The organism is Isoptericola sp. F-RaC21 (genome assembly GCF_038593535.1).
Taxonomy (GTDB): domain Bacteria; phylum Actinomycetota; class Actinomycetes; order Actinomycetales; family Cellulomonadaceae; genus Isoptericola.
In genome coordinates this window covers 726,768-753,254 of record NZ_JBCFYX010000003.1, presented here as the reverse complement: position 1 = coordinate 753,254, position 26,487 = coordinate 726,768, and the positions used below count along the sequence as shown (strand labels likewise).

Genomic DNA, 26,487 nt, shown 5'->3' with positions numbered 1-26,487 from the left:
ACGAACGGCTCTGGACCCCGTCCGGACGCTGTGAGCGGGCGTTTGGCCCGGTCTCGCGTCGGGACCGGGCCAAACGCCCGCTCACAGCGTCTCGTGGTCGCGGCCCGCGCCGGGGGCGAGGTCCGCGGCCGCGCGGTCGGCGAGCTCGGCGCCCGCGGCGCCGTAGAGGTGGTAGACGGCGTCCGCGCCGTGGCGCCGCAGCTCCGCCGCGTCCTCGTCGTAGCGGGCGATCGCCGCGACCCGGCCCGCGAATCCCGCGGCGCGCAGCCGCGCCAGCGCGATGAGGTTCGCCTTGTGGAACGGCATCGCGAGCACGGCGAGACGTACCTGGCCGGCCCGCTTGACCCGCGCCCAGAACTCGGTGTCCGTGGCGTCCGCGGGCACGACGGCCACCCCCTCGGCCCGCAGCGTCGCGACCCGGGTGCGGTCGTGCTCGACGCCCATGACCGACAGGCCGTGCACGTCGCGCAGCCGCCGGTACGTCGCGGAGCCGACCCGCCCCAGGCCCAGCACGACGGCGTCGGCGCGGCCGATGTCGACCGGCCGGTCGTCGGGGTGCAGCCGAGCGACGTCCCGGCGCGGCAGGAGGCCGGTGAGGCGGGTCGCGAGCTCCACCCCGCGCCGGTTGACGATCGCGGAGACGACGAAGCTGGCGGCCACCGCCAGGGACACGACGACCGTCCACCCGTCGTCGAGCAGCCCCGCCGTCGCGCCGAACGCGACGACGATGATGCCGAACTCCGAGAAGTTGCCGAGCGCGAGGCCCGCGAGGAACGACGTGCGCCGGCGCAGCCGCATCAGCCACAGCAGCACCGCGTAGCCGGCCACCTGCAGCGGCAGCAGGAGGAGCAGCAGGCCCGCGAGCGCCAGCTCGCCCGGCGCAGGCATCCCGTGCAGCCCGATCTGCAGGAAGAACGCGACGAGCGCGAGGTCCTTGACGGTGAGCAGGGACCGCGACAGCTCGGTGGCCCGGGGGTGCCCGGCGAGCAGGGCGCCCATCACGAGCGCACCCAGGTCGCCCGACAGCCCGACGGACTCGAACAGCCAGAAGCCGGGCACGAGGGCGACGAACGCCCCGAACAGCGCCTGCAGCTCGCCGTGCCCGGCCCGGTCCCAGACCCGGCGCAGCACCCAGGCGCCGGGGACCAGGGCGACGACGGCGAGCGCCCACGGGCTGGGCGGCTCGCCGGTCGAGACCGCGAGGAACGCCACGGCGACGATGTCCTGGACCACGAGCACGCCCACGGCGATGCGTCCGTACAGCGCCGTCGCGTCCGAGCGGTCCTCGAGCACCTTGACCACGAAGACGGTCGAGGAGAACGACAGGGCCAGGCCGACCAGCGCCAGGGAGCCGAACGACTCGTCGGCGAGCAACCGGAGCCCGACGACGGCCAGCAGGCCGAGGAACCCGACGGCCACGGCGACGCTCAGCACCAGGTGGGCCACCGTGGTGAGCCACACCTCGGGGCGCAGCAGCGAGCGGACGTCGAGCTTCAGCCCGATCGCGAAGAGGAGCAGCGCCACGCCCAGCTCGGCGACGACCTCCAGGCCCGGCAGCTCGGGCGCGCCCGCGGCCCCGAGCGCGAACCCCGCGGCGAGGAAGCCGACCAGCGGCGGCAGCCGCAGCAGCGTCGCCGCCAGGCCGCCCGCCAGCGCCGCGGCGAGGTACAGCACGGCCGTGGCCATCGGCGCTCCCGCCCTTCCGGGTCTGACCGGCGCGGGACTCCCCGACACCGTGGCGCCGATCCTACGAGCGCGGCCTCCGCCCGGCGCCCTGTGCCCTCAGACGACCGCGCGCACGACCCCCGCCAGCGCCGGCGCGAGCTCGCCCACCGGCGCGACCGTCGTCGCGCCCAGCCCGAGCCAGCCGGCGAGGACGGAGAGCTCCGCGCCGAGCGCGGCCGCGGTGCCGGGCCCGGCGTGGGCGGTGGGGTGCGCCGCCTGGACGCGCAGCACGCCCGCCTGCCGGTCGGCCTTGAGGTCGACGAACGCCGTGATCGCGTCGCCCTCGAGGAACGGCAGCACGTAGTAGCCGAGCACCCGCTGCGGCGCGGGCACGTAGATCTCGATCCGGTAGAACACGTCGAAGAGCGCCTCGAGGCGGCGCCGCTCCCACACGAGGGGGTCGAACGGGCTGAGCAGGGTGCATCCCTCGGCCCGGCGCGGCACGCGCGCGTCCCGGTGCCGGTACGTGCGCTCGTCCCAGCCGCGCACCTCGACCGGCACCAGGACCCCGTCCTCGACCAGCTCGTCCCGGGCCCGGCGCACCGCCGGCCCGCGCAGGCGGAAGTAGTCCGCGAAGCACCGGATCGTGCCGACGCCGTGCGCCCGCGCGCCGAGCTCCAGCAGGCGCCGCACCGCCTCGTCGTCGGGCACGGGAGCCGCGGACCGCACGGCGGGCGGCAGCACCCGGTCGGGCAGGTCGTAGCAGCGCTCGAACGCGGTGTTGCGCCTCGCCGCCATCACCTCGCCCGTGAAGAACAGGAACTCCAGGCACCGCTTGGCCGTGGTCCAGTTCCAGCCCCACTCCTCGCGCGAGCGGGGCCCGGACCGCCCGGCGGCCACCAGCTCGTCGTGGATCTCGCGCGCGGTCACCGGCCCGCGCTCGGCGACCATCCGGCGCACCAGGTCGACCTCCGTCGCGTGCGCCATCGGCGTGCCGGCGATCGTGCCCCACGCCTCGTCGAGATAGTTGCGCCGCCGCCACTCGAGCAACGGGTACGTCGCGGCGGGCACGAACGACGCCACGTGCGCCCAGGTCTCCACGATCCGGCGCGGCGCCCGCCCCGACGCCCGGTCCAGCAGCCCGACGTCGTACGGCCCGAGCCGCGAGTACAGCGGCATCAGGTGCGCCCGCGCCAGCACGTTCACGGAGTCGATCTGCAGCAGGTTCAGCCGCTCGATCGTCGCCATCGCGCGGCGCATCGTCACGCCGCCGTCGGCGGCACCGGCGACGGGCCGCGGCCGGTGCAGCCCCTGGGCCCCGAGGGCGGCACGGCGGGCCTGCGCGAGCGAGAGGGAGTCCACCCGACGATCGTGCCGGTCGCCACCGACAGGACCCTGCCCCGCGCTGGTCGAGCCTGTCGAAACCCGTCCCCGGGTTTCGACAAGGGGTTCGACAAGGGGTTTCGACAAGAGGTTTCGACAAGCTCGACCGACGGAGACCGCGAGCAGACAGACAAGAGCCGGTCGAGGCCTTCGTCGCGGGGACGTATCCCTCCCGAAGTGGAGGGCGCCCTGGCGCCCGTGAACGCGTCCCCGCGACGAAGGCCTCGACCGGCTCGGACCGCAACCGTGGTTTCGACAGGCTCAACCGGCGAAGGTTTCGACAGGCTCAACCAGCGATCGGCGGATCACGTCAGCTCGGTCACCGGCTCCACGCCACCGACGGTCGAGTCGAGCTCGATGACGCCGTACGTCCAGCCCCGGCGGCGGTACACCGCGGACGGCCGGGCGGTCTCCTTCGAGATGAACAGGAAGAAGTCGTGGCCCACCATCTCCATCTGGTAGACGGCCTCGTCGACGGTCATCGGCTCCGCGTGGTGCAGCTTGCGACGGATCACCACCGGGGAGTCGCCGAGCTGCTCCTCGACGGCGTCGCCGGGCTCGGCGAGCGCGACGGGCGCGGACGGGCGGGCGGCGGCCTGGGCGGCCTCGGCGGCGGCGACCTCGTCGTAGGGGCGGACGTCCACGGACGGGAGGACGCCGTCGGCGCGCCGGCGGTGGTCCTTGCGGCGGTCGCGCGATCGGCGCAACCGCTCGCTGAGCTTGTCCAACGCGATGTCGAGGGCACCGAACCGGTCGTCCGCCGCGGCCTCCGCGCGGATCACGGGTCCCTTGTCGTGCACGGTGAGCTCTACCCGCTCGCGGACCTCGGAGAGGCGCGGGTTGTTCTCGCGCGTCACCTCCACGTCCACCCGGCGCGCGGCCGGTGCGAGCTGGGTGACCTTGCTCAGCTTGTCCTCCACGTGACGGCGGAACCGGTCCGCCACCTCCGTGTGCCTGCCGACGACGACGATCTCCATCGTGTTGCTCCACTTCGTCGTGAGGCCGCCCACTGCTCGAGCGACCCGAGTTGTCTCTCTGGGCACCCCGTGGGGCGCCGCGTGTGGCACCACCTCCCGGGTCGCCGGACGCGTGGTCCGGACCGCTCGTGGGTCGCACGGGCGAGCCTCCCGGACCGAGGTCTCGAGGCGGTTCGCCCGCGTGGGACCCTCAGGCTAACCCGCTCCCGCACACCAGCGATACCGCTGGCGCGAGGAGGTTCCGCGCGTCGTTCGTGACGGCCCCCGGAGGCGGGGTCGCGGCCAGCACGAGGGCCCCGAGGACGTCCGCCCCGGCGTCCTCGAGCGCCCGCTCCGCGGCCGCCAGGGTGGCGCCGGTCGTGAGCACGTCGTCGACGAGGAGGACGGCGGGCCGCGAGCCGCCGGCACGCGCGAGCACCCGGTCCCGGGTCACCACCGACCCGACGAGGTTGCGCCCACGGGCGCGGGCGCCGAGGCCCACCTGGTCGCGCCCGCGGCCCCGTCGGGCCAGCGCCGGGACGACGGCCGCCCGGGCGCCGGCGTCCCGCAGCCCGGCCTCGGCGGCGCGCGCGAGGACCCCCACGTGGTCGCGTCCGCGGGCCCGCCGGGACGACGCGGTGGACGGGGCGCCGACCACGAGCACGGGCCGTCCGGCGGCTGCTCGGCGCGTCGGCCCGGCGACCGCGTGCGCCGCGGAGCGCACGGGAGGGCCGACGAGCCGGTCCAGGTCGGCGCGCCCGCGGTCCTTCCACGCGACGACGAGCTCGCGCACCGGCCCGGTGTAGGCCGCGAGCGCCCACACCGGCAGGGCGGGGACGTCGTCGAGCCGGTCCAGGCGCGGGGCCGACGCCTCGACCCGGCGCGGGGGCCCGTCCAGCAGGGCCCGGCAGCCCGGGCACCAGCGCACGTCGGGGGTGCCGCAGCCGGGGCACGCCACGGGCACGACGAGGCGGGCCAGCTCCCGCGCCCAGCGCACGGGTGGGGCCGTGCTCGGCGGGTCGGGCGGCGGGTCGGGCAGAAGATCGGGCAGAGGATCGGGCGGGGGCGGGCTCATGCACCCAGCGTGGCGGACGGTCCGGCCGCGCGAGCTCGTGGCCCCGTGGCCTGGGGACGAGCGCCGACTGGGGGCAGCGTCCGTGCCGTCGGGCGTCGCGGCACCGTCCCCGGGTTTCGACAAGCTCAACCAGCGGGGACGCGGGGTTCGACAGGCTCGACCAGCGGGGGCGTCAGCCCGGGAAGGCGACGAGGTCCACGTCGTCGGACACCATCGACCACAGCGCGGAGCTCTGCCGCGAGTAGAGGGTGCCCCCGCCGTCGATCGCGAGCATCGCCCCGGTGCCGACCGACCCCGTCACCGACCGCGGGTCCGGGACGCCGGGCTGGGCGCGCGAGAGCCCGCCCTGGCCGGAGAGGCCGCCGACGCCGGAGAGGAACACGGCCTCGTCGCCGTCGGACTCCTGGCCGATCAGCGCCAGCGCCGTCTCGTCCTGCCACACCGCCTGCGTCACCTGGCGCACGGACGCGCCGACCTGCACGGGCGCCGAGAGGCCGGTCGGGACGTTCTCGGCGTCGCGCACGACGCCCGCCACGTGCACCAGCCGGCCGCTCGGGCCCGAGCTGACGATGGCCACGCGCGCGCCCTCCGGGGACACCCGCACCGACTGGATCGTGCGCGAGGAGAGCCAGTCGACGTCCAGCTTCCGCACCGCCCCCGACGGCATCGCCACGAGGAGCTGCGCGCCCTGCGCGCTCCACACGGCGCCGAACCGGTCGACGGACGGCGCGACCAGCTTCGCGCCGGACAGGAGGACGTCGGGCGCGCCGTCGCCCGTGACGCGCACGATGCGGCCCGCGCCGTCGCGGACGACGACCGGCTCGTCGCCGGGGCCCGAGGCGAGGGCGGTCGGGTCGAGCCCGTCGAGGGAGACCGGCTCGTCCGGCTCCCGCAGCTCGCGCCCGACGACCCGCAGGACCTTGCCGCCGGACAGGGCGAGCGCCTCGCCGGTCGTGCGCGGGGCGGAGATCGCGTCGGTGCCGGCCGTCGTGAGGGGCGTGTTCTGGTCGGAGAGCACGACGGTGCGCCCCTCCCCCTCGGCGAGCGACGCCTGCAGCTGCGCGACCGCGAGGGAGCGCTGCTCGGCGGTGGCCTGCGTGATCGTGGACGTGAGGCTCACGTCGATGGTGCCGTCGTCGGCCACCGTCACCGCGTCGATGGCCAGGGACGTGCCCTCCGGGATGACGGTCGTCGTGGAGTCCTGCAGCCACTCCGGGGGGCCGGCCAGGATCTCGCTGGTCGCGTCGGTCCGCCAGGTCTGGCGCGGGAACCAGCGCATGTCCGGCACCCACCAGGTGAGGTCCGGCGTCGGGAAGTAGAGGGTCGTCGGGTGGAACGCCTGGCCGAAGAACGCGGCCGGCAGCATGAGGCCGTCCTCGAGCTGCGAGATCCGCCACTCGCCGCCCGGGCCGCGGGAGAGGCCGAAGGGCACGGTGAACTCGTTGGCCCGGGCCTCCTCGGTGTACACGCCGCGCTCGTCGAGCGTCGCGACCACGCGCACGGTCGCGTCGACCGTCGCCTCCGTGGCGTCCGCGGGGATGTCCGTGACGTCCAGCTCGGGGTCCTCCTCCAGCACGAGCACGCGCGCGTACCGGTCCCAGCCCTCCCACGCCTCGTCCGTGACGTACTCCTGCGCGACGGCGAACGACGAGCTGGACGTGGGGCCGAGCTGCGCCACGCTCAGGAAGCCCTGCACCACCTGGTCCGGGCTGGCGCCGGCCGCCGGGCCGGACGCGATGTACCCGATCTCGCTGATGTTCTCCAGCTCGGTGTCGCCGTTGCGCACCGGCCCGTTCGTGGGGATGCGGGCGCACCCGACGGTCACGGCGAGCACGGCCAGGACCGTCAGCGCGGCGGCGACCGCCGACGCCCCGGGGCGGCGACGACGCTCCTGCTCGGGCGTGCGTGCGGTCGTCATCGGGCCTCCTCGTCGACGTCGGGGCGGACGGGCGGGACGGGCGCGTGGGCGATGTCCACGCCGTCGACGTCCACGACCCCGAGCTCGGGGATGGCGGTGGGCGTGGGCCCGGTCGGCGGGTTCACGACCGGCAGCTGACCGGTGGGCGGGGCCGCCACCCCCGTCGACGGGCCCTCGAGCGGCAGCGGCGACCCCCCGAGCCGGATGCCGGCGCGCCGCGGCAGCGTGAGCCGGAAGCTCGCGCCCTCGCCGAGACGCCCCCAGGCCTCGAGCCGGCCCGCGTGCAGGCGCGCGTCCTCGAGCGAGATCGCGAGGCCCAGCCCGGTGCCGCCGGTCGTGCGGGCGCGGGCCGGGTCCGCGCGCCAGAAGCGGTGGAAGACGCGGTCGATGTCGTCGGGCGCGAGCCCCACGCCGTGGTCGCGCACGACCACCGCGACGGCGTCGGCGTCGACGCCCACGGTCACCTCGACGGGCTTGCCCTCCGCGTGCTCGACGGCGTTGGCCACGAGGTTGCGCACGACGCGCTCGACGCGGCGCGGGTCGACGTCCGCCGTCGCCGGCTCGTCCGGGAGGGTGACGGAGAGGAAGACGTGCTTGGTCTCGGCGAGCGGCATCGACGCGTCGGTCACGGCCGCGACGATGTCGCGCAGGTCCCGCTGCTCGACGTCGAGCACCGCCGCGCCGGCGTCGAAGCGGCTGATCTCCAGCAGGTCGGTGAGCAGGATCTCGAAGCGGTCGAGCTGGGTGTACAGCAGCTCGGCGGAGCGGCGGGCGGCCGGGTCGAGATCGTCGCGGGAGGCGTGGATGACCTCGCCGGCCATCCGGATCGTGGTCAGGGGGGTGCGCAGCTCGTGCGACACGTCGGAGACGAAGCGGCGCTGGGCGGCGGAGAGCTCCTCCATCCGCGCGATCTGGTCCTCGAGGTTGCCCGCCATCTCGTTGAACGTGCGCGTGAGCGTGGCCATCTCGTCCTGCCCCTTGGCGTCCGGCAGGCGCTCGTCGAGGTGCCCGTCGGCCAGGCGCGACGCCACCGTCGCCGCCCGGCGCACGGGCGCGACCGTCTGCCGGGTCACGACCCACGTGAGCACGCCCAGCAGGGCGAGGATCGCCAGCGCGCCGATCGCGAGGGTGCGCTGCACGAACGACAGGGTCTCCTGCTCGGCCTGCAGGGAGTAGATCGCGTACAGCTCGTACGTGCCGATCGACGGCACCTCGACCGTCGACCCGACGACGACGCCCGGCTCCGGCGCCTCGGAGTCGGTGTACTCGGCCGGGATCTGCACCGACTGCAGCACCTGGCCGTCGGAGGCGCGCGTGGCCTCGCGCAGGTCCTCGCTGATGATCTCCTTGATCGCCGGCTGCGTGCCCGTGTCGGCGAGCTTGTCCGGCTGGTCCGGCGCGCTGAGCAGCAGGAAGTCCTGCGCGCTCGACGCGCTCGACGCGAGGGTCTGCACCATCTGCGTGAGCAGGAGCTGCTGGTCGGAGCGCGACGTGGCGGGCGAGATGGAGAACGAGGTGCGGACCTGCTCCGTCATGGACGCGCTCTCGCGCTCGATCCGGTCCACCCGCTGCTCGAAGAGCCCGTCGCGGATGGAGATCGACAGGTACAGGCCGAGCAGCGCGACCGCGACCACGCCCAGCGCGAGCGCCGACGTCACGACCCGCAGCTGCAGGGACGACCGCCACCGCCGGACCAGGTACCGCGACCGCGAGACGGTCCAGGCGCGCCACCGCCGCCACGTCCGCCGGACGCGGCGTGCGGCGGGCTCAGCGCGGGGCACCGGCCTTGTAGCCCACGCCCCGCACGGTCAGCACGACCGTCGGGTTCTCGGGGTCGCGCTCGACCTTGGAGCGCAGGCGCTGCACGTGCACGTTGACGAGGCGGGTGTCGGCGCTGTGCCGGTAGCCCCACACCTTCTCCAGCAGCACCTCGCGGGTGAAGACCTGCCACGGCTTGCGGGCCAGGGCCACGAGCAGGTCGAACTCCAGCGGGGTGAGGCTGATGCGCTCGCCGTCGCGCACCACGTTGTGGCCCGTGACGTCGATCTCGACGTCGCCGATGCGCAGCCGCTCGGGCCCGGGCTCGTCGGTGCGCCGCAGCCTGGTCCGGATGCGCGCGACGAGCTCCTTGGGCTTGAACGGCTTCGTCACGTAGTCGTCGGCGCCGGACTCGAGGCCGAGCACGACGTCGACCGTGTCCGTCTTCGCGGTGAGCATGATGATCGGGACGCCGGACTCGGCGCGGATCTCGCGGGCGACCTCGATGCCGTCCTTGCCGGGCAGCATGAGGTCGAGCAGGACGAGGTCGGGCTGCTCGTCCCGGAAGGCGACGATGGCGCCGTCGCCGTCGGCGCAGAACGTCGGTTCGAAGCCCTCGGACTTCAGGACGATACCGATCATCTCGGACAGCGCAGTGTCGTCGTCGACCACCAGGACACGGGACTTCATGGGGCCATGATGCCAGGCCTGGGCCGTGCTCCTGCGGAATCGGCCGGTGGAAAGCCGGGTGAGGGACCGACCGCGCCGTACTAGGGTCGGGGCGACCGGCGTCACAGCCGGTCCCGTCAGCACTCCACCCAGCACTCCACCGAGCACGACCCGACAGTCCCGTCCGCCGACGACACGTCGGCAAGACCCGACCGCCCTGCAGCCCGGGAGGCCGCGATGAGCACGCCCGACCAGCCCCAGCCGCCGTCCGGCTGGGGGGACGCCCCCGAGCCGCCCCGCTACGGCCAGCGCGCGCCCGAGGGTGCCCCGCAGCCGCCCGGCTACGGGCAGTACGGGCCGCAGTACGGACAGGGGCAGTACGGGCAGCAGTACGGTCAGGGCCAGTACGGCCAGCGCCCCCCGGGCGCGCCGGGGCCGGCGGGGCCGCCCGCGACGAAGCCCGGCGTGGTGCCGCTGCGCCCGCTGTCGCTGGGCGAGATCTACGACGGCGCGTTCACCGCCATCCGGCACAACCCGAAGGTCATGCTCGGCGCCGCCACCCTCGTGATCCTCGTGGCGACCGTCCTCGGCGTGCTGGTCGCGCAGCTCATCGTGCCGGCGCTCTCCTCCTCGTTCACGTCCCTCACCGAGGCCGACCCGGAGCTCGCCGACCTCGGGTTCGACAACCTCATCGCCCAGTCGCTCGCGTCGTCCCTCGGGATGAGCGTGACCCTGCTGCTCGCCCAGCCCGTGGTGGAGGGCATCCTCACGGTGTCGGTGAGCCAGTCGGTCATCGGCCGGAAGCTGAGCCTCGGCGAGGTCTGGGAGCGGCTGCGCGGCCGCGTGGGCCGCCTGATCGGCTGGTCCCTCCTGCGCGCGCTCGCCGGCGCGGTCGGGACGTTCGCCTGGTTCTTCGTCCTGGTCCTGCTCGTCGCCCTGGTGAGCGAGCAGTCCACCGGGGCGGCGGTGGGCCTCGGCCTGCTGCTCGGCGTCGGGTACGTCGTCCTGGTCGTCTGGCTCGGGGTGCGCGTGGGGCTCGTCGCGCCGGCGCTGGCGCTCGAGGGGCAGGGTCTGGGCCGCACGCTCGCGCGCGCCTGGCGGCTCACGCGGGGGTCGTTCTGGCGCCTGTTCGGCATCTACCTGCTCGCCATGATCATCGTCAGCGTGGCGTCGTACATCCTCACGATCCCGATCAGCGTGGTCGCCGGCGTGATCGGCGGCACCGGCGGGAGCACCGAGACGTTCACCACGGCCACGGTCGTCGCGAGCGTGCTGTCGTCGGTCATCTCGGCCGCGATCACCACGATCTTCGTGGCGTCGGTCGTCGCCCTGCTGTACATCGACGTGCGGATGCGCCGCGAGGGCCTGGACGTGCAGCTCGCGGCCGCGGCCCAGGCGCCCGACGCCGGCCGGACCGGCGGCGACCCCGGCGCCAGGCCCGGCCCCCCGCCCGGCATGCTCGCGTGAGCGGCGCGGCGGCGGTGGTGCACGGGTCCCTGTCTGGCCTGTTCGCCGGCGTGCCCGTCGACCCCGACCGGGAGACGGCGCACCGCTGGCTCCTGGAGGAGCTGTCCCGCCCGGAGTACTCCACCGAGCCGTCGCTGCTGGATCGCCTGCTGACCTGGCTCGGCGACCTGTTCGACGGGCTGACGCTCGGCGAGGGGCGGTTCCCGCTGGCGTTCGTGATCGTGGTGGTCGCGGTGCTCGTCGCCGCGATCGCCTGGTGGGTGGCCGGGCCCGTGCGCCTGGCGCGGCGCCGCCGGCGCTCCGTCGTCGTGCTCGACGGCGACGAGCGCACCGCCGCCGAGCTGCGGGCGTCCGCCGACGCCGCCGCCGCCCGCGGCGACTGGTCCGCGGCGGCGCTCGACCGGTTCCGCGCCCTGGTGCGCTCCCTGGAGGAGCGCGTCGTGCTGGACGAGCGCCCGGGACGCACGGCGCAGGAGGCCGCGCACGACGCCGCCGACCGGCTGCCCGCGGTCGACGCCGAGCTGCACGCCGCCGCCCGCCTGTTCGACGACGTCTGCTACGGCACCCTCCCCGCCGGCCCGGACGACGACCGTCGCCTGCGCGACCTCGACGAGCGGGTGCGCGGGCTGCGGCCCGCGCCCCTCGCCGGTGCGGCGGCGGCCGGCGGGGTGGGGGCGCCGTGACGACGAGCACCGGGACCGGCACCGTGGCCAGCACCGGGACCAGCGCCGTGAACACCCCCGCGGCCGCCGGGTCGCCGGACGCCGTGGTGTCGCCGGTCGTGACGGGCGACGGCACCACCGGGCGCGGCCGCGCGGGCCGGCGCTGGCGGCGGGCCCGGTGGACGCTGCTGGTGCTCGGCGTGCTCGCGCTGGTGGTGGCCGTCCTGGCCGTGCAGCGCCCGGTCACGTCCGGCACGCCGTACGCCCCCGACAACGCCCAGCCGAACGGGGCCCGCGCCGTCGCGCAGGTGCTGGGCCGCCAGGGAGTCCAGGTCCGGCACGTCACCCGCGTCGCGGACGCGGTCGCGGCGGCCGGCCCGGGCACGACGCTCGTCGTGACGCCCGGCAGCCTGCTGCTGCCCGAGCAGGTCGACGCCCTGGCCGGCGTCGAGGCGGACCTCGTGCTGCTCGGCGCCGACGACGAGCTCGTGCGCGCGGCCACCGGCGACGCCGTGAGCCGCACGCCCGGGGCCGCCCCGCCCGCGTCCGCCGTCGCGCCCGGGTGCGACCTCCCCCTCGCCGCGCGCGCTGGGGACCTGTCGCTCGTCCCCGGCCTGCAGGCCGAGCCCGGCGCCGCCGACGTGACGCTGTGCTGGCCCGCCGACGGGCCGTCGGCCCTCGCCCGGGTGAAGCTGCCGGGCGCCGACGGCGCGCGGCAGGTGACCGCGGTCGACGACGCGGCCGTCGTCACCAACGGCGCCGTGCTGGACGACGGCAACGCGACGCTCGCGCTGGGCCTGCTCGGCGCGCACGAGACGCTCGTGTGGCTCGTGCCCGACCCGCTGGACACCAGCTCGACCGGCGAGGGCGGCTCCCCGTCCGGCGGCGCCGGGATGCTGCCGCCCTGGGCGGGCGTCGTCGGGCTGTGGGCGCTGCTGGTCGTGCTCGTCGCCGCCGTGTGGCGGGCGCGCCGCCTGGGCCCGCTGGTCGCGGAGGAGCTGCCCGTCGTGGTCCGCGCCGCCGAGACCACCCGCGGCCGCGGCCGCCTCTACCGGCGGGCGGGTTCCCGCGGCCATGCCGCCGCGGGCCTGCGCGCCGCCACCGCCGAGACCGTGGCGCGCCGCCTGGGCGTGCCACGGTCCGCCGACGCCACGGCGCTGACCGACTCCGTCGCCCGCGCCACCGGGCGGCCCGCGCACGACGTGGCCGACCTGCTGTACGGCCCCCCACCCCACGACGACGACGCGCTGGCCGAGCTCGCGCGCCGGCTCGACACCCTGGAGAGCGAGGTCCACCGATCGTGACCACCCCCGACGAGAACCCGCAGGCTGCGCCCCCGGCAGCGCCCGCCGGCCCTCCCGCACCGCCGGCGGCTCCGCCGGCCCAGCCCGCCGAGACGCCGGCTCACCGGGCTCCGACGAGCTCGACCAGCGGTGACGGCGCCTCGACAAGCTCGACCAGCGGTGGCGGCGGCGCCCCGTCGCCCGAGCTGCGCGGCGCGCTCGCCGGCGTGCGCAGCGAGGTGGGCAAGGCGGTCGTGGGCCAGGACTCGGCGGTGACGAGCCTGCTCATCGCGCTGCTGTGCTCGGGCCACGTGCTGCTCGAGGGCGTGCCCGGCGTGGCGAAGACGCTGCTGGTGCGGGCGCTCGGCGCGTCGCTGGACCTGTCCACCAAGCGCGTCCAGTTCACCCCCGACCTCATGCCCGGCGACGTCACCGGGTCCCTGGTGTACGACGCGCGCACGGCCGAGTTCTCGTTCCGCGAGGGCCCGGTCTTCACGAACCTGCTGCTCGCGGACGAGATCAACCGCACGCCCCCGAAGACGCAGGCCTCGCTGCTCGAGGCGATGGAGGAGCGGCAGGTGTCCGTGGACGGCACCCCACGGCCGCTGCCGGACCCGTTCGTCGTCATCGCCACGCAGAACCCCGTGGAGCACGAGGGCACCTACCCGCTGCCGGAGGCCCAGCTCGACCGCTTCCTGCTCAAGGTGGTGCTGCCCGTCCCGGAGCGCGACCAGGAGATCGAGGTGCTGGCCCGGCACGCCGCCGGCTTCGACCCGCGCGACCTGGGCGCCGCGGGCGTCCGCGCGGTCGCCGGCCCCGGGCAGCTCGCGGCCGCGCGCGCGGAGGTGCGACACGTCCAGGTGTCGCCCGAGGTGCTCGGCTACGCCGTCGACCTGTGCCGCGCGACCCGGCGCTCCCCCTCGCTCTCCCTCGGCGTCTCGCCCCGCGGCGCCACCGCGCTGCTGGCGACGTCGCGCGCCTGGGCGTGGCTGTCGGGGCGCACGTACGTGACGCCCGACGACGTGAAGGCGCTCGCGCACCCCACGCTGCGGCACCGCGTCCAGCTGCGGCCGGAGGCGGAGCTCGAGGGCGTCACCGCCGAGAGCGTGCTGACCACCGTGCTCGCGACCGTCCCCGTCCCCCGCTGAGCGGGACGCGGACATGGCGCTGACGTGGCGCGCCGTCGTGCTGGCGGCGCTCGGGGTGGTCCCGGTGGTGCTGTTCCCCGTGCCCGGGACGGTCGTGGTGTGGGCGCTGGTCGTGGCGGCGGTGTGCGCCGTCGACGTCGCCCTCGCCGCGTCCCCGCGCGCCGTGGCGCTCCAGCGCCGGACGCCCCGCTCGGTGCGGCTGGGCACGACCGCCCGGTCGGAGCTCGTCGTCACCAACACGGCGCGGCGCCGGCTGCGGGCCGTCGTCCGCGACGCCTGGCCGCCGTCGCTCGTGCCGGACGCGGCCCTGCGCACGGACGGCGCGGCGGCCGGCGAGCCGCTCGAGGCGCGCTCGGCCCGGCACGACGTCGACCTGCCGCCGGGCGAGTCCGCCCGCGTGCGCACCCCGCTGCGGCCGACCCGGCGCGGCGACCGCGTGGCCGGCCCGGTGACGATCCGGTCCTTCGGGCCCCTGCGCGTCGCCGCCCGCCAGGCATCGGTCGCCGTGCCGGCGCGGCTGCGCGTGCTCCCCGAGTTCGCCAGCCGCCGCCACCTGCCGTCGCGGCTGGCGCGGCTGCGCGAGATGGACGGCCGGGCCGCCGTCCAGGTGCGCGGCGAGGGCACCGAGTTCGACTCGCTGCGCGAGTACGTCGTGGGCGACGACGTCCGCTCCATCGACTGGCGCGCCACGGCCCGCCGCGGCGACGTCGTCGTGCGCACGTGGCGGCCCGAGCGCGACCGGCGCGTGGTCGTCGTGCTCGACACCGGCCGCACCTCCGCGGCGCGGATCGGCACGGGCGCCGCGCCCGACGGGGCGGACGGCAACGGGCAGGACGGCGAGGCGGACTCGTCGCTCGGCGGCACCCGCCTGGAGGCGAGCATCGAGGCGGCGCTGCTGCTGGGGGCGCTCGCCGACCGCGCGGGCGACCGCGTCCAGGTGCTGGCCTACGACCGCGTGCTGCGGGCGCGGGTCGCGGGCGCCTCCGGCCCGCGGCTGCTGCCCGCGCTGGCCGAGTCGCTGGCGAACGTCGAGCCCGCGCTGCTGGAGACGGACTGGCCCGGCCTGGTCGGGCAGGTGCGCCAGCGCGTGTCGCAGCGTTCGCTCGTCGTGCTGCTCACGTCGCTCGACCCGGCGGCCGTCGAGACCGGGCTGCTGCCGGTGGTCGACCGGCTCTCGGGGACCCACCAGGTGGTCGTCGCCGCCGTCGCTGACGCGGACGCGGCCCGGCTGCGCGCCGACCGGTCGTCGGCGTCCGCCGTCTACGACGCGGCCGCGGCGGCCCGCGCCGACCTGGAGCGCGCCGCGGTGCAGGCCGTGCTGCGCCAGCACGGCGCCGAGGTGGTCGAGGCCCTCCCCGACGACCTCGCCCCCCGGCTCGCGGACACCTACCTCGCGCTCAAGGCCGCCGGCCGCCTCTGAGCCCTTCGTCGGTTGAGCGTGTCGAGACCCCATCCGCCGGCTGAGCTTGTCGAGACCCCATCCGCCGGTTGAGCTTGTCGAAACCCGGTGACCCAGCGAGGCGTCCGGGTTTCGACACGCTCAACCAGCGGCGGGATCAACCGACGGTCGGCACGACCTCGCCGGCCCGGTCGGCGTCGAGGTCGCCGGTGAGCCCGGCGGCGGTCGCGCGGCGGCCCAGCACGACGACGTAGGCCCAGAAGCCCGCGAGCGCGACCGCGCCGACGGCGATCTTGAGCCACCACGGCAGTGTGGAGCCCGTGACGAACCCCTCGATCAGCCCGGACACCGCGAGCGCGCCCGCGAGCCCGATCGCGACGGTCACGAGCGCGCGCCCCTCCTGCGCCAGCGCGACGGTGCGCGGCCGCGGACCGGGCGACACCGCCGTCCAGAACAGCTTCAGCCCGGCGGCGCCGGCGACGAACACCGCCGTGAGCTCGAGCAGCCCGTGCGGCGCGATGAGCTGCAGGAACACGTCCAGCTCGTCGTAGGCCGCCATCATGCCGCCCGTGGCGCCCACGCCCACCGCGTTCTGGATCAGCACGTACGCCGGCCAGACGCCGGTGATGCCCAGGCCCACGCACTGCGCGGCGATCCACGCGTTGTTCGTCCACACCATGGCGGCGAACGACGCACCCGGGTCGTAGTACGACGCGAACGCCTCGTTCACGTACGCCTCCCGCTGGGCGGGCGTCCCCATCTGCGCGAGGACGTCCGGGTCCGTCGCGACGCGGTACCCGGCGACGATCGCGAGCGCGAGGCACACCACGACGACCCCGAGCGTCCACCACCGCACCCGGTACAGGGCGGCGGGGACGGTCACCCCGACGAACCGCACGACGTCGGCCCACGCCGGCTCGTGGGTGCCCGCGACGCGCACCCGGGCCCGGCTGAGCAGGTCGGAGAGCCTCGTGACGAGCACCGGGTCGGGCGCGGCGGACCGCACCGTGGACAGGTGCGTGGCCACCGCCTGGTAGAGCCGCACCAGCTCGTCGGCCTCCGCCCCGTCCAGCCGGCGCTTGCGGGTGAGCACGCGGAGCCGCTCCCACTGCGGGCTGTGCACGGCGGTGAAGGCGTCGAGGTCCACGGCCGCTAGCCTTCCACACGGGAGACGTCGCACGAGCGGGGGATGCACATGGCAGGCGGGATCAACGGCGGGATCCACGACGGGATCGTCATCGGCGAGGGCGTGGTGCTCGACGCGCGCCCGGCCTCGTTCGTCAGCCGCGCCCTCGCGGCGCTGCTCGACCTCGCCGCGCTCGCCGTCGTCGGGATCGCGCTGCTCGTCGTGGTGGCCCTGCAGGACGTGTCGATCGACGAGCAGTGGGCCGCGGTGGCGGGCATCGTGGTGGCGGTGCTCGTGATGGTCGTGGTGCCGACGACGGTCGAGACGCTGAGCCGCGGCCGTTCCCTGGGCAAGCTCGTGACGGGGCTGCGCGTGGTGCGCGACGACGGCGGCCCGGTGCGCTTCCGCCACGCCTTCACCCGTGCGCTGGTTGGGGTGGGCGAGCTGTGGCTGACGGTCGGCAGCGTGGCGCTGGTCGCGTCGCTGTCCAACTCGCGCGGCAAGCGGCTCGGGGACCTGCTGGCCGGCACGTACGTCATCCGGGTCCGGGGCGGCCGGGGCCGGACCGTCCCGCTCGGCATGCCGCCCGAGCTGGCCGCCTGGGCCCGCACGGCCGACATCCGGCGCCTGCCGGACGGGCTCGCGCTCGCCGCCCGGCAGTTCCTCGACCGCGCGCCCCGTCTCGCGCCGGCGTCGCGCGCGGGACTGGCCGACGACCTCGCCGGCCGCGTGGAGCCGTTCGTCGCCCCCGGGCCGCCGCCGGGCACGCCGCCCGAGGCGTTCCTGCACGCCGTCCTGCACGAGCGCCGCGACCGCGAGCTCGAACGCGGGCAGGCCGAGCAGCAGCGGGCCGAGGCCCGGGCCGCGACGCTGCACCGCCTCCCCTACGCCGTCCCCGACCCGCCCCGCTGACGCCCCCACCCCCGTTGGTTGAGCTTGTCGAAACCCCGGATCCCTATCGCTCACCGGGTTTCGACAGGCTCAAGCAACGGCGAGGCGGGATCGGCGGCGGCCCTCGAAGCGGCCGAACACGCGCACCAGGCCGAGCAGCACGAGCAGGTACGCCGCGAACCAGACCGGGCGCGACGCCCACCAGTCCGCGCCCCAGGCCGCGGGCAGCTCCTGGCCGAGACCGAGCAGCGCGACGCCGACGACGGCGAACATCGCCGTCAGGTGCCACAGGTAGACCGTCATCGACCGGCGGGCCAGGGCGTCGACCGCCCGCTTCCCCGCGCCGTTCGCGGCACGACGCACCAGCGCGGCGCGGAACAGCAGCACCAGGCACACCTGGGCGACGGCGTGCGCGACGACCGGGGCCGTCGGCGGGCCGAGGTTGGAGATCTCGTCGCCGGGCATCCCGACGAGGCTCAGCGGGTACGGCCCGACCGCCACGAGCACCGCGGTCGCGGCGACGGCGGCCACGGCTCCCGCGGCGAGCAGCCACCGGGCCGTGCGGCCGGCCAGCGGCTCGTCGGCCCGGTCGGTGACCGGCCTCCGCGGGGCGCTGCGCTCGGTGGCGTACGCGATCCCGGCCAGGAACGGCGCGGCCCAGGCGAGCAGCACGTTGGCCCAGGCCAGCGTGCCGGTCAGCTCCCCGGGGAGCCCGAACCGCAGCGCGTCGAGCGCCAGCGGCAGCGCCACGGCGACGGCGAGGGCGCCCCACCGCCAGCGCTGCCAGGCCGCGCGGAGCACGGGGGCGAGCGCCATGAGGACCACCCACACCCCGAGGAACCACAGCAGCTGCGGCGCCATCCGCGCCATCCGCCACACGGCGTCGTCCGGCACGCCGAGCGCGAGGAGCGCGGCGACCGCGAGCGCCCACGCCCCGACGAACGCCCCGACGGGCCGTGCCGTCGCCCGCAGGCGGGCCAGCATCGTCCCGCCCCAGCCACGGCCGCCCGCGACGGTGGCCCCGCGCTGGTACCCGGCGGACGCGCCGGCCGCGAAGAACAGCAGCGCGAGCGGTTGCAGCCAGGTCACGAGCCAGCCGGCGCCGTGCCCGAGCGCGTTGCCCACCAGGAGGGTGTCGCCGTCCCAGGTGGCCTCGGCCATGAGCCAGTGCAGCAGCACCACCCCGAGGGTGCCGAGCGCCCGGACGACGTCGACGAACGGGTCGCGCGCCCGGCGCGGGCGGTCGGCGGGCGCGGTGACCCGCGCTGCTGCCGGGGCGAGGGGTCGCGATCGCGCGACCGGGGCTGCCGGGGCGGGTGGGGCGGGGGCGTCGAGGACGGCCACGATGGCTCCTGAGGCTGGGCGACGAGAACCCCTCCAGCCTCGTGACCTGCCACGTCACCCGGAATGGGCCTGACCTCCGTCGCCGCCCGCCGCCTCCCCCGGACCGCGCGGGGGACATCCCCCGCCGTCGGTCGAGTGTGTCGAGACCACGGCACGGGTTTCGACAGGCTCAACCAGCGGAGGGCCTCAGGCGTCGACGCCGAGGTAGCGCAGGACGGCGCGCACGCGCCGGTGGTCGGCGGAGTCCTGCGGCAGGTCGAGCTTGGTGAAGATGGACGCCACGTTCTTCTCCACCGCCCCGTACGACAGGTAGAGGTGCTCGGCGATGGCGCCGTTGGACCGGCCCTGGGCCATGAGCTCGAGCACCTCGTTCTCGCGCGGCGTCAGGCGGGCCACGCCGTCCTCCTGCGACCGGTGCGCGCCCATGAGCTGGCGCACCACCTCGGGGTCCAGCACGGTCTCCCCCGCCGCGACGCGGCCGAGCGCGGCGACGAAGTCCCCGACGTCGGCGACGCGGTCCTTGAGCAGGTAGCCGACGCCGCGCGGGTCTCCCTCGAGCAGGCGCGACGCGTAGCGCGTCTCCACCCACTGGGAGAACACCAGCACCGGCAGGCCGGGGTGCGCGGCCCGCAGGGCCTCGGCCGCCCGCAGCCCCTCGTCGGTGTGCGACGGGGGCATGCGGATGTCGGCGACGAGCACGTCGGGCAGCGCGTCGACCGCGGCGAGGGCCGTGACCTCGCGGACGAGGGCGTCGCCGTCGGGCACGGCCGCGACGACGTCGTACCCGCGGCGGGACAGCAGCGCGACGAGACCGTCGCGCAGGATGGCGGAGTCCTCGGCGACGACGACGCGCAGGCCGTGCGCGGGGGTCGAGGTGTCGGCCGTCATCGGCGGGACCCGGGGGCGGGCAGCGGGATGGTCACGGAGATCACCGTAGGCCCTCCCGCCGGGCTGACCACCCCGAGCGTCCCGTCCACGCCCGACAGCCGGTCGGTGAGCCCGGCCAGGCCGCTCCCCCGGCCGGACGCGTCGGGCGCGCGCACCGCGGCGCCGCCCACGCCGTCGTCGTGCACGCGCAGCACCAGGGCGCGCACGGCGGCGCCGGTCGCCGCGTCGGCGATCGGCTCGACGCCCGCGACGACGTCCACGCCGGTGGCCCGGGCGTGCTTGGTCGCGTTGGCGACGAGCTCCGCGACGGCGAAGTAGGAGATGGCGGTGACGCTGGGCGGCAGGTCGGCGCCGTCGAGGCCGACGGCGTGCACCCGCACGGGCAGCGCGGCCCGCGCGGCGAGCGTCTCGAGGGCGACGGCGAGGCCGGCGTCCAGCGCCGGCGGGCGGATGCCGCGGGCGAGCTCGCGCAGCTCGGCGAGCGTGTCCTTGGTGCTCGAGTGCGCCGTCTCCAGGACAGCGGCGAGCTCCGCGGTGTCGATGCCGTCCGCGCCGCGGGCGCCGTCGCGCAGCAGCTCGCGGGCCTCGCCGATCTGCATGGCGACGGCGACGAGGTGCGCCTGGGTGCCGTCGTGCAGGTCGCGCTCGATGCGCCGCAGGCGCTCGTCGGCGTCCTCGACGGTCACGGCGCGCGCCCGCTCGGCGTACGCGACGCGCTGGCTGGCGCGCGTCGGGCTGAGCAGGCCGGTCGCGAGCAGGCGGAACAGGCCGACGACCAGGGCCTGCACCTGCGGCCACAGGTACAGCAGGACCACGCCTACGGCGACCATCAGCAGCTGACGGGCCGGGGTGTCGGCGAACCAGTCGGTGCTGCTCGTGGAGATCGAGAAGCCGCGGTGCCACGTGCCGTCGTGCGCCTGCTGCAGCGGCAGCCAGCGCGACCAGAACCAGTGCGTCATCCCGCCGAGCGCCACGGCCAGGAACACGGTGCTCACGACGAACCCCGCGATGGCCAGCGGGAACGTCACCACCATGTACAGCAGCGCGCGCCACGCGGTCGCGTCGCCGAGCATCCCGCCGAGGCGCCGCCAGAACCCCTTGCGGGGCGTGCGCGGCGCGGGCTCCGCGATCTCCACGCCGAGGAACCGGACCGCCATGCGCCGGTACATCGACGCCCAGCCGCGCGCGCCGAGCAGCACGCCGCCCGCCACGAACAGGCCCACCACGGTCACGGCGACGCCCGCCATGAACGACACCGTGAACAGCGCGTAGGCGAGCGCGAACGGCGCCAGCAGCAGCGCGAGCCACAGGAAGCCGTAGGCCCGCCAGGTGCGGCCGTCGAACGGCGCGAGCAGGAAGGGCGGCGCGCCGTCGACCGACGGCCGCGGGGAGGCCGCCGGGCGGCCCGCCGTCCGCGGGGTCGACGACGTCGGCTGCGGGGTCTCGGACGCCGGAACGGTGCCGTCGGTGGACGTCATGGTGGTCATGGTTCCAGGCTGCCGCCCGCGGCGCCGACCCGATATCCGGCGGACCGCCCGCCGGCCCGGGGGACATCCCCCGGGCCGGTGGCGGGCGCGGCGTCAGTACCGGTAGTGCTCCGGCTTGTACGGGCCCTCCACCGGCACGCCGATGTACTCGGCCTGGTCCTTGCTAAGCTCGGTCAGCCGCACGCCGAGCGCGTCGAGGTGCAGGCGCGCGACCTTCTCGTCGAGCACCTTGGGCAGGCGGTACACCTGCCGCTCGTACTGCCGCTCCTCGGCCGGACGGGCCATGTCGGCGAACAGCTCCATCTGGCCGATGACCTGGTTGGCGAACGAGTTCGACATGACGAACGAGGGGTGCCCGGTCGCGTTGCCCAGGTTGAGCAGGCGGCCCTCGGACAGCACGATGATCGACCGCTCGGGCCGCTCCTCCCCGTCCGGCCCGACGCCGGCCGGCAGGGTCCACTCGTGCACCTGCGGCTTGATCTCGGTCTTCACGACGCCCGGCACGGCGGCGAGGCCGGCCATGTCGATCTCGTTGTCGAAGTGCCCGATGTTGCCGACGACGGCCTTGTCCTTGAGCGCGAGCATGTGCCGGGTCCGCACGACGTCCTTGTTGCCCGTCGTGGTGATGACGAAGTCGGCCTCGCCGATGGTCTCGTCGAGCCGGGCGACCTGGAAGCCGTCCATCGCCGCCTGCAGCGCGCAGATCGGGTCCACCTCGGACACGATGACGCGCGCGCCCTGGCCGCGGAACGCCTCGGCGGCGCCCTTGCCGACGTCGCCGTAGCCGCAGACGAACGCGACCTTGCCGCCGATGAGGATGTCGGTGGCACGGTTGATGCCGTCGGGCAGCGAGTGGCGGATGCCGTACTTGTTGTCGAACTTCGACTTGGTGACCGAGTCGTTGACGTTGATCGCCGGGAAGATCAGCTCCCCCGCCTCGGCCAGGTGGTAGAGCCGGTGCACGCCGGTGGTGGTCTCCTCGGTGACGCCGCCGATGCCCTGCGCGATCGTCGTCCAGCGCAGCGGGTCGGACTCCAGCGCGCGCCGGAGCACGCCGCGCACCACGTTCATCTCGTGCGTGTGGTCGGGCTCGCCCGGCAGCGTGTCGGGCGGCACCACGCCGGCGCGCTCGTACTGCAGGCCGAGGTGCACCAGCATCGTGGCGTCGCCGCCGTCGTCGAGGATGAGGTTGGGGCCGCCCTGGCCGTTCTCCGCCCCCGGCCACACGAGGATCTGCTCCGTGCAGTCCCAGTACTCCTCGAGGCTCTCGCCCTTCCACGCGAAGACGGGGACGCCCTGCGGGTCCTCGGGGGTCCCGTGCGGCCCGACGACGATCGCCGCGGCCGCCTCGTCCTGCGTGCTGAAGATGTTGCAGCTGGCCCAGCGCACCTCGGCGCCGAGCGCGACGAGCGTCTCGATGAGCACCGCCGTCTGGACCGTCATGTGCAGGGAGCCGGCGATGCGGGCGCCGGCGAGCGGCTGCGCCTCGCCGTACTCGGCGCGCAGCGCCATGAGGCCGGGCATCTCGTGCTCGGCGAGCCGGATCTGGTGCCGCCCGGCCTCCGCCAGCGCGAGCGAGCGCACCTTGTAGCGGCCGGGTGCCTCGTCGAAACCGGTCGTGCCGGGTGCCTCAGCGGTCGTGGACATGGTCGCCCTCCTGGGGTCTGCGATATGGCCGTGTGCGCTGGGGGCTCCCGTCTGCGCGCGGCCCGCCGTCGTCGGCGCGGGCCAGCACCCAGGGTAGACCGCGGCGCGTCCACGACGCAGCGAGGCCGGCACCCCGTCAGGGTGCCGGCCTCGTGCGGCGACGTCGGCGGTCGGACGACGGCGGCGCCTCAGCCGTTCTTCGACGCGCGGTAGCCCGCCTTGCGCGCGGCGGCCGCGGTCGTGAAGCACACCTCAGGGGTGGTCACCTTGTAGTACCGGCCCCCGGGCACGTGGTAGATCCCCGACTGGTTGCCCTTCACGGGAGCCCAGCTCGGGCAGTTGTACTTGCTCACCGGCGCCGTGCGCGACGGCCTCTTGCCCTGCTTGACGACGAGCTTCTGGGTGAGCTTCTTCGACTTGGTGGCCGACCAGACCTTCTTCTTGGCCGAGGTGAGCCGGTACGTCTTGTAGGTGACCTTCGTGGTCACGGTGTACGTGCCCGCCTTGAGCGCCACGGACTTCTTGTTCTTGGCGACGTACTTGCCGCGCTGCGCGACCGTGAGGGTCTTCGACTTCACCGAGACCTTGCCCTTGGCCGTGACGTTCGGCTTGATCGTCGCCTTCTTGGAGTAGGGCGCGGTCTTGGTGCCGATCTTCTTGACCGTCACGGACGTGGCGGTGGCGGCCGACGCCGACGGCGCAGCCAGGCTCGCGGGGACGACGGCGAGCGGCGCGGCCAGCAGCGTCACGGCGGTGACGAGGGCGACGAGGCGGCCGGGTCGGCGCGCGGGCAGCAAGGACTTCACAGTGCCTCCAGGTGGGTGGCCCCGTTCCCGGGGCGGGGATCCGCGACACGGCCCGCGGACGCGCCCCTCCTGGGCGGTGCGCCGGCGTCGCCGGACAAGTATGTCCAACGGCGCCCGCCGCTCAGCCCCGATCCGGCCCACGAGCGGCGGAATTCACCCGTTCACTGGGTCAGGACCTGCAGCTCCCCCACGGTGATCGTGGTGGTCGACGAGAAGTCGTTGGTGAGCTGCCCGGACTGGTTGCCGCCCGTCCAGTCCGCGACCCAGTAGGTCGTGGCCGTCACCTGGTACTCGCCCTGGCGCGTGTAGGTGTACCCGCAGTCCGGCGAGTCCTTCTTGCCGTAGGAGTCCTGGTACGGCGTGCCGGCGCCGTCGCACGTCACGGTGTTGCCGTCGCCCATGTTCCACACGACGCGGTCCACCCGCGCGTCCAGCGTGACGGTCAGCCCCTGGTCCGACGCCGACGTCTCCCGCGGCCCGATCTGGTTCGCCGTCGGGTTCTGCGCCCACATCCACGTGGGCATCCCCACCAGGCCCACCCGGCCGGGCTCGTCCTCCGGCACGATGCCGATGTCGACCGGCTCGATCGGCAGCGACGCGAACGCTTCGCGCGCCAGCTCCTCCGGGTCCACCGGCTCGACGCCGGGCAAGTTCTCCTGCCAAGAGGGCTGCGACTGGAGGCACGCGGCCGGGCCTGTGCCGTTCGGGATCGCGTACTCCATGCACCACTTCTCGGAGGGCTTGCAGAGAACGATGTAGCCCTCGTTGTTGCCCCTCCACACGTCGTCGCTCTTCGGGGGCTGAGGGTCCACAAGCTGCTCGTAGCAGTGGTCGGCGTCGTTCCAGATGCCGTCCTCGGTCACGCAGTCGACCACGACGTCCGGGAGGGTCCCGTCGGGTGTACCGGGCACCTTGCACACCCGCGGTCCGCTTGGCCCCCCGCCGTCGTCCTGATTCTGGTCGTCCTGATTCTGGTCGACCTGATCCTGCTCGTCCTTGGCACACGAATCGAATCCACCGGTGCCCGACCCACCGCCGGTTCCGCCCGGGCAGCCCGCGGAGAGCATCGACACCGCCGGTACAACCGCGGATGCCGACGCCGTCGGCACCCACAGGGCGGTAGCGACCAGGAGCGCCACCGCGGCCGCGCACACCGCGTACCGCCGCGCGTGACGCACGCTCAGCACGACTCCTCCTGAGGATCGGATTCCGTGACCCGCCATGACTTCCCCTCACCCTGGTGCTCGAGCCGATAGACGTTGACGTATCGGTCGTCGAGGTCGTCCGGGTTAGGGAGCACCTTGCCATCCTTCTCGTGCAGCTTCAGCGAGGACCGGTCGAGGCACGTGGTGAACTCCACCTGCTCGTACCCGGCGTCCTCGGCGACGTAGTCCGTGACCTCAGACGACACCAACTCTGGCTCTCCGGTCGTGAACCGCTTCTTCGCGGACATCTTCTGGAACATGGGAACAACGGCCTGCGCCAGGTCGCTGCCCCAGTACTCGTTCACCAGCCGAGGCCAGCCCGTGAAGCCCGACTGCATGGAGTCGACCTCTGCCTGGCGCATCTCTGCGAGGAAGTCCTCTGCCTCCTCGATGACCTGCTGCTTCTCCTGCTCCTCCGCGCTGAGGCTCGGGCTCGGGCTGGCACTCGCTGAGGCCTGCAGCTCTTCGAGCGACGGGCGCTCCGCCGCGTCGTTGGTGCTGCACGCGGCCAGCCCACCGGCGACCGCCAGGGCGAGCAGGGCGACGCCTGCCGTACGGGTCCTCGTCATCCGTGCGCTCTCCTCGTGAATGGTGCGGCGCGGTTCGCAGGCGAACGGGGTGCAGGTCAACCTAGCGCGACGGCCCCGGCCCGGGGCAAGCGTTCCGGACGCCGAGACGCCCGCCCGGTACGACCGGACGGGCGTCTCGACTCACGGAGCGCTCCGCGGGAAGTGCTCGGCGAGCGGGTGCTCAGCCCTCGAACGCCGGGATGACGTCCGGGTTCTCCTTGAGCCACGCCTCGACACCGGCCTGCGGGTCGTCGGCGTTGTCCTGGGCGACGGCCTTCTCCAGCGAGGAGTACTGCTGGTCGTCGAGCTTGATCTTGCCGAGCCAGTCGGCGACCTCGGGCTGCTCGTCGCCGAACCCGGCGGTGGCCTGGAACTCCAGGTTGTTCTCGATGTCGAACGCGCCCTTGGGGTCCTTGAGCTGCTTCAGCGGGTACACGGCGTTCGGCCAGTACGGCGTCCACATGGTCACGAGGATGTCTTCCTTGCTCTTGACCGCGTCGTCGAGAGCAGCCAGCATCGCCGCGCCGCTCGACGGCTTGAGCGTGTACCCCGCGTCGTCCAGCCCGTAGGCCTTGATGACCTCCCGGGTGTCGTCCATCACGCCGGCGTTCGGCTCGATACCGGTGATGACGCCGTCGAACTTGTCGACGTTGTCGGGCAGGTCCTCGATGGAGTCGACGTCCGTGTACTCCGGCACCCCGAGATACGTCGAGCCGCCCTCGTAGAAGGAGCCGAGGTTCTCGAGCTTGCCCTCGTACTTCTTGTAGTACGACTCGTGGAGCCCCGACCAGGCGGACGGGTAGATGTCGACGTCGCCCTCGGCGACCGCGGTGTACAGCACGCCCACGTCGTTGAGCTCCTCGAGCTCCACGTCGTACCCGGCGGCCGTCAGCTGGTGGTCCAGCAGGTTCGCCATGGTGACGCCGTCGGGCCAGCTGGGCACGTAGCCGAGCGTGACCTCCTTGTCGCCGCCCCCGCTACCGGCGTCGTCGCTGCTGCAGGCGGCCAGGGTGAGGCCGAGCGCGGCGGTGGCCACCACTGCGGCGCCCCGACGGGCGTGGGTGTTCAGACGAATACTCATTGCTCTTCTTTCCTTCCGTGCCGACGCGCACGTCGACGTGTCGAAGCTTGCGGTCCCGTG

The 26,487-nt window shown here is 75.0% G+C and carries 22 protein-coding genes; 6 read left to right on the top strand and 16 right to left on the bottom strand.

What is annotated here, in order from left to right:
* Positions 1 to 81: 81 nt before the first annotated feature.
* The 7 genes from AAG589_RS13895 to mtrA form a co-directional block, all read right to left on the bottom strand.
* A complete protein-coding gene (locus tag AAG589_RS13895; protein ID WP_430567830.1) occupies positions 82 to 1,686 on the bottom strand; it encodes a cation:proton antiporter family protein in 1,605 nt (534 codons plus the stop codon).
* Between the two features lie 96 nt (positions 1,687 to 1,782).
* Positions 1,783 to 3,027: a winged helix-turn-helix domain-containing protein gene (locus AAG589_RS13890; protein ID WP_430567829.1), complete on the bottom strand. Its 1,245-nt coding sequence runs from the start codon at positions 3,025 to 3,027 to the stop codon at positions 1,783 to 1,785.
* A gap of 326 nt (positions 3,028 to 3,353) precedes the next feature.
* Positions 3,354 to 4,025 (bottom strand): ribosome hibernation-promoting factor, HPF/YfiA family, encoded by a 672-nt coding sequence (gene hpf / locus AAG589_RS13885; protein WP_430567828.1) that lies wholly within the window; start codon positions 4,023 to 4,025, stop codon positions 3,354 to 3,356.
* A 190-nt stretch (positions 4,026 to 4,215) separates the two neighbouring features.
* Positions 4,216 to 5,079, bottom strand: a complete 864-nt coding sequence (locus tag AAG589_RS13880) for a ComF family protein (RefSeq protein WP_430567827.1) — start codon at positions 5,077 to 5,079, stop codon at positions 4,216 to 4,218.
* A gap of 172 nt (positions 5,080 to 5,251) precedes the next feature.
* A complete protein-coding gene (locus AAG589_RS13875) occupies positions 5,252 to 6,997 on the bottom strand; it encodes an LpqB family beta-propeller domain-containing protein (protein ID WP_430567826.1) in 1,746 nt (581 codons plus the stop codon).
* Positions 6,994 to 8,778 (bottom strand): MtrAB system histidine kinase MtrB, encoded by a 1,785-nt coding sequence (mtrB, locus tag AAG589_RS13870; RefSeq protein ID WP_430567825.1) that lies wholly within the window; start codon positions 8,776 to 8,778, stop codon positions 6,994 to 6,996. The genes AAG589_RS13875 and mtrB overlap by 4 nt, the downstream gene beginning before the upstream one ends.
* Positions 8,765 to 9,445 (bottom strand): MtrAB system response regulator MtrA, encoded by a 681-nt coding sequence (mtrA, locus tag AAG589_RS13865; protein WP_430567824.1) that lies wholly within the window; start codon positions 9,443 to 9,445, stop codon positions 8,765 to 8,767. Before mtrA ends, mtrB begins: the two co-directional genes overlap by 14 nt.
* 216 nt (positions 9,446 to 9,661) lie before the next feature.
* Between mtrA and AAG589_RS13860 the strand changes: the two genes are divergently transcribed.
* From AAG589_RS13860 to AAG589_RS13840, 5 genes are read left to right on the top strand one after another with little or no spacing between them, the layout of a single operon-like run.
* Positions 9,662 to 10,891 carry a glycerophosphoryl diester phosphodiesterase membrane domain-containing protein gene (locus AAG589_RS13860; protein ID WP_430567823.1) on the top strand — a complete coding sequence of 410 codons (1,230 nt, stop codon included), beginning with the start codon at positions 9,662 to 9,664 and terminating at the stop codon, positions 10,889 to 10,891.
* The gene (locus tag AAG589_RS13855) at positions 10,888 to 11,574 is read left to right on the top strand and encodes a DUF4129 domain-containing protein (RefSeq protein WP_430567822.1); all 687 of its coding nucleotides are present in this window, start codon (positions 10,888 to 10,890) and stop codon (positions 11,572 to 11,574) included. The genes AAG589_RS13860 and AAG589_RS13855 overlap by 4 nt, the downstream gene beginning before the upstream one ends.
* Positions 11,571 to 12,857, top strand: coding sequence for a DUF4350 domain-containing protein (locus AAG589_RS13850; protein ID WP_430567821.1), 1,287 nt, complete (start codon positions 11,571 to 11,573; stop codon positions 12,855 to 12,857). Before AAG589_RS13855 ends, AAG589_RS13850 begins: the two co-directional genes overlap by 4 nt.
* Positions 12,854 to 13,984 carry an AAA family ATPase gene (locus AAG589_RS13845; RefSeq protein WP_430567820.1) on the top strand — a complete coding sequence of 377 codons (1,131 nt, stop codon included), beginning with the start codon at positions 12,854 to 12,856 and terminating at the stop codon, positions 13,982 to 13,984. Before AAG589_RS13850 ends, AAG589_RS13845 begins: the two co-directional genes overlap by 4 nt.
* A gap of 13 nt (positions 13,985 to 13,997) precedes the next feature.
* Complete coding sequence (locus AAG589_RS13840; RefSeq protein WP_430567819.1) at positions 13,998 to 15,404, top strand: DUF58 domain-containing protein; 1,407 nt, start codon at positions 13,998 to 14,000, stop codon at positions 15,402 to 15,404.
* A gap of 136 nt (positions 15,405 to 15,540) precedes the next feature.
* Here AAG589_RS13840 and AAG589_RS13835 read toward each other — a convergent pair whose 3' ends face one another.
* Positions 15,541 to 16,530, bottom strand: coding sequence for a stage II sporulation protein M (locus AAG589_RS13835; protein ID WP_430567818.1), 990 nt, complete (start codon positions 16,528 to 16,530; stop codon positions 15,541 to 15,543).
* Positions 16,531 to 16,572: 42 nt separating this feature from the next.
* Here AAG589_RS13835 and AAG589_RS13830 point away from each other — a divergent pair, with 42 nt between their 5' ends.
* Positions 16,573 to 17,421: an RDD family protein gene (locus tag AAG589_RS13830; protein WP_430567817.1), complete on the top strand. Its 849-nt coding sequence runs from the start codon at positions 16,573 to 16,575 to the stop codon at positions 17,419 to 17,421.
* A gap of 69 nt (positions 17,422 to 17,490) precedes the next feature.
* Here the strand turns inward: AAG589_RS13830 and AAG589_RS13825 are convergent, their stop codons facing one another.
* The 8 genes from AAG589_RS13825 to AAG589_RS13790 all read right to left on the bottom strand — a co-directional run bounded on the left by AAG589_RS13825 (position 17,491) and on the right by AAG589_RS13790 (position 26,427).
* Positions 17,491 to 18,744 carry an acyltransferase family protein gene (locus tag AAG589_RS13825; protein WP_430567816.1) on the bottom strand — a complete coding sequence of 418 codons (1,254 nt, stop codon included), beginning with the start codon at positions 18,742 to 18,744 and terminating at the stop codon, positions 17,491 to 17,493.
* 186 nt (positions 18,745 to 18,930) lie between these two features.
* Positions 18,931 to 19,632 carry a response regulator gene (locus tag AAG589_RS13820; protein ID WP_446719740.1) on the bottom strand — a complete coding sequence of 234 codons (702 nt, stop codon included), beginning with the start codon at positions 19,630 to 19,632 and terminating at the stop codon, positions 18,931 to 18,933.
* Positions 19,629 to 21,119: a sensor histidine kinase gene (locus AAG589_RS13815; RefSeq protein WP_430567815.1), complete on the bottom strand. Its 1,491-nt coding sequence runs from the start codon at positions 21,117 to 21,119 to the stop codon at positions 19,629 to 19,631. Before AAG589_RS13815 ends, AAG589_RS13820 begins: the two co-directional genes overlap by 4 nt.
* A gap of 93 nt (positions 21,120 to 21,212) precedes the next feature.
* The gene (gene ahcY / locus AAG589_RS13810; protein WP_430567814.1) at positions 21,213 to 22,766 is read right to left on the bottom strand and encodes an adenosylhomocysteinase; all 1,554 of its coding nucleotides are present in this window, start codon (positions 22,764 to 22,766) and stop codon (positions 21,213 to 21,215) included.
* 188 nt (positions 22,767 to 22,954) lie between these two features.
* Positions 22,955 to 23,572, bottom strand: a complete 618-nt coding sequence (locus AAG589_RS13805) for a sunset domain-containing protein (protein WP_430567813.1) — start codon at positions 23,570 to 23,572, stop codon at positions 22,955 to 22,957.
* A 161-nt stretch (positions 23,573 to 23,733) separates the two neighbouring features.
* Positions 23,734 to 24,483, bottom strand: a complete 750-nt coding sequence (locus AAG589_RS13800; protein WP_430567812.1) for a hypothetical protein — start codon at positions 24,481 to 24,483, stop codon at positions 23,734 to 23,736.
* 269 nt (positions 24,484 to 24,752) lie between these two features.
* Entirely contained in the window at positions 24,753 to 25,346 is a 594-nt protein-coding gene (locus AAG589_RS13795; protein ID WP_430567811.1) for a hypothetical protein, read from the bottom strand.
* A gap of 181 nt (positions 25,347 to 25,527) precedes the next feature.
* Positions 25,528 to 26,427, bottom strand: coding sequence for a glycine betaine ABC transporter substrate-binding protein (locus AAG589_RS13790; protein ID WP_430567810.1), 900 nt, complete (start codon positions 26,425 to 26,427; stop codon positions 25,528 to 25,530).
* Positions 26,428 to 26,487 lie beyond the last annotated feature (60 nt).

What these genes read in the sequence shown, in the direction of transcription:
- AAG589_RS13860 (WP_430567823.1), top strand. Translation starts at nt 9,662, where the DNA reads ATGAGCACGCCCGACCAGCCCCAGCCGCCGTCCGGCTGGGGGGACGCC.
- ahcY (WP_430567814.1), bottom strand. Translation starts at nt 22,766, where the DNA reads ATGTCCACGACCGCTGAGGCACCCGGCACGACCGGTTTCGACGAGGCA.
- AAG589_RS13815 (WP_430567815.1), bottom strand. Translation starts at nt 21,119, where the DNA reads ATGACCACCATGACGTCCACCGACGGCACCGTTCCGGCGTCCGAGACC.
- AAG589_RS13895 (WP_430567830.1), bottom strand. Translation starts at nt 1,686, where the DNA reads ATGGCCACGGCCGTGCTGTACCTCGCCGCGGCGCTGGCGGGCGGCCTG.
- AAG589_RS13795 (WP_430567811.1), bottom strand. Translation starts at nt 25,346, where the DNA reads ATGACGAGGACCCGTACGGCAGGCGTCGCCCTGCTCGCCCTGGCGGTC.
- AAG589_RS13875 (WP_430567826.1), bottom strand. Translation starts at nt 6,997, where the DNA reads ATGACGACCGCACGCACGCCCGAGCAGGAGCGTCGTCGCCGCCCCGGG.
- AAG589_RS13790 (WP_430567810.1), bottom strand. Translation starts at nt 26,427, where the DNA reads ATGAGTATTCGTCTGAACACCCACGCCCGTCGGGGCGCCGCAGTGGTG.
- mtrA (WP_430567824.1), bottom strand. Translation starts at nt 9,445, where the DNA reads ATGAAGTCCCGTGTCCTGGTGGTCGACGACGACACTGCGCTGTCCGAG.
- AAG589_RS13880 (WP_430567827.1), bottom strand. Translation starts at nt 5,079, where the DNA reads ATGAGCCCGCCCCCGCCCGATCCTCTGCCCGATCTTCTGCCCGACCCG.
- AAG589_RS13840 (WP_430567819.1), top strand. Translation starts at nt 13,998, where the DNA reads ATGGCGCTGACGTGGCGCGCCGTCGTGCTGGCGGCGCTCGGGGTGGTC.
- AAG589_RS13830 (WP_430567817.1), top strand. Translation starts at nt 16,573, where the DNA reads ATGCACATGGCAGGCGGGATCAACGGCGGGATCCACGACGGGATCGTC.
- AAG589_RS13820 (WP_446719740.1), bottom strand. Translation starts at nt 19,632, where the DNA reads ATGACGGCCGACACCTCGACCCCCGCGCACGGCCTGCGCGTCGTCGTC.
- hpf (WP_430567828.1), bottom strand. Translation starts at nt 4,025, where the DNA reads ATGGAGATCGTCGTCGTCGGCAGGCACACGGAGGTGGCGGACCGGTTC.